Here is a 1343-nt window from a genome sequence, read left to right as displayed (position 1 = left end):
GATAGTAATTCATATCCAATTAGGTAATAAGCAAATGTTCGGCGTAGTTGGTGGCATGAAAACTTGTACTCTTCACCTATTTTATAACTGCGATTAGGATTAGAAATTTGTAAGTCTCTTATATCTTCTTTTGTTAAGTTTATATCTGAGGCAAGAGTCTTGTTAAACCACTTTTGAGCTTGCGTAGCGATCGCGCTTTTTCCAGCGGCTCTGAAGCCATCCATTAGTTTGAGGGTATGGAAAAAATGTTTGCTGTCAGTGCAGTATTCTCGTAGTGGTTTATGAATGGATTGCAGCACCTCGAAGGCTTTCATACCAAGCTCTGTTGTAACAAACTCATCTTGTTTTGATTGTGAACCTCTTACAGTTTTAGATAAATTTGCATTTAGAACGTGAATTACTTGCTCAGAAATTATTTCCTTTTGACAGCCGTTTACAGTGTGCAGGTGAAATGCTTCATCGACTCGCATACCTGATTTTGCTAAAAGTGCCCAAATACATCCTCCACAATATTCGGTCAGAAGGACTGTAGCTTGCTTGGAGTTTGTTATCTCTCTTCCATCGATTGATATGACTGAGCCTGGATGAAGCTTAGCGTATGAGCTTGGGTGTATAGTGGGCTTGTGTTCTCGAATTAACATCATAATTCTATCTTTCGTTGGAGTCTTCAGGGCATTAAATGCAGCTTTAAAAGCTTGGTTCTTTTCCATATGAACTTTGTCCCTTCCATTACTGAGCCTCCATATTGTTCTGCCATTTGAGCTAGTTTTCATGCCTTGATACAAATACTTTGCGTACCCTTCATATATTTTATCATTGAAGGTAGTTAAGTAGGTCGAGAGGGCCTCTAACTCATCACGGAGAGGGTATAAGCGTTCAATCAGCAACTCTGCTTCAGATAAAGCTCTAAAGTACAAACGCTGTGGAATGACTGAGTATTGTTCTTTTTCAGCTATTCTGATACTAAAATCATCAGGCGTAAGCCTCTTGGATAGGGCAACACGAAAGGGTAACTGCTCTTTCTCGACAAAAAGTTTATTTATGTAGGCGTAAACTTTTTCATTTTCAAAATCTATATCGGTTGTTTCTTCCTCAATCCATCTTTCAATACGCTTAAAGTTAATTTTCGATAAACTGTTTTCACCTTCCGCTAACAATGGCGCTACGAATTTCTTTAAGTGAACCAATGTGTAATAAATTGATTGAAATGAATACTCTCTGTTTGAAATCCAGAGCATTTTTATCATCAAAGCCTTCATCTCATTTCGAAGGTTTCGCTCTATGATTTTGCCATTAAGCCTAAGATCTAAGGTGCGAGAGTGCGCTGCATGAGGGTCTAAGAC

The 1343-nt window shown here is 38.5% G+C and carries 1 pseudogene; it reads right to left on the bottom strand.

Annotated features, from left to right (window positions below):
* Nucleotides 1-1247, bottom strand: a pseudogene (locus tag QTO00_RS19750) (site-specific integrase); the annotation flags it as partial.
* Between the last annotated feature and the right edge of the window lie 96 nt (nt 1248-1343).

This window comes from Vibrio sp. M260118, assembly GCF_036533755.1.
Taxonomy (GTDB): domain Bacteria; phylum Pseudomonadota; class Gammaproteobacteria; order Enterobacterales; family Vibrionaceae; genus Vibrio.
Note: the sequence above shows the minus strand (reverse complement) of the source record. Positions and strands in the feature narration are given on the sequence as shown.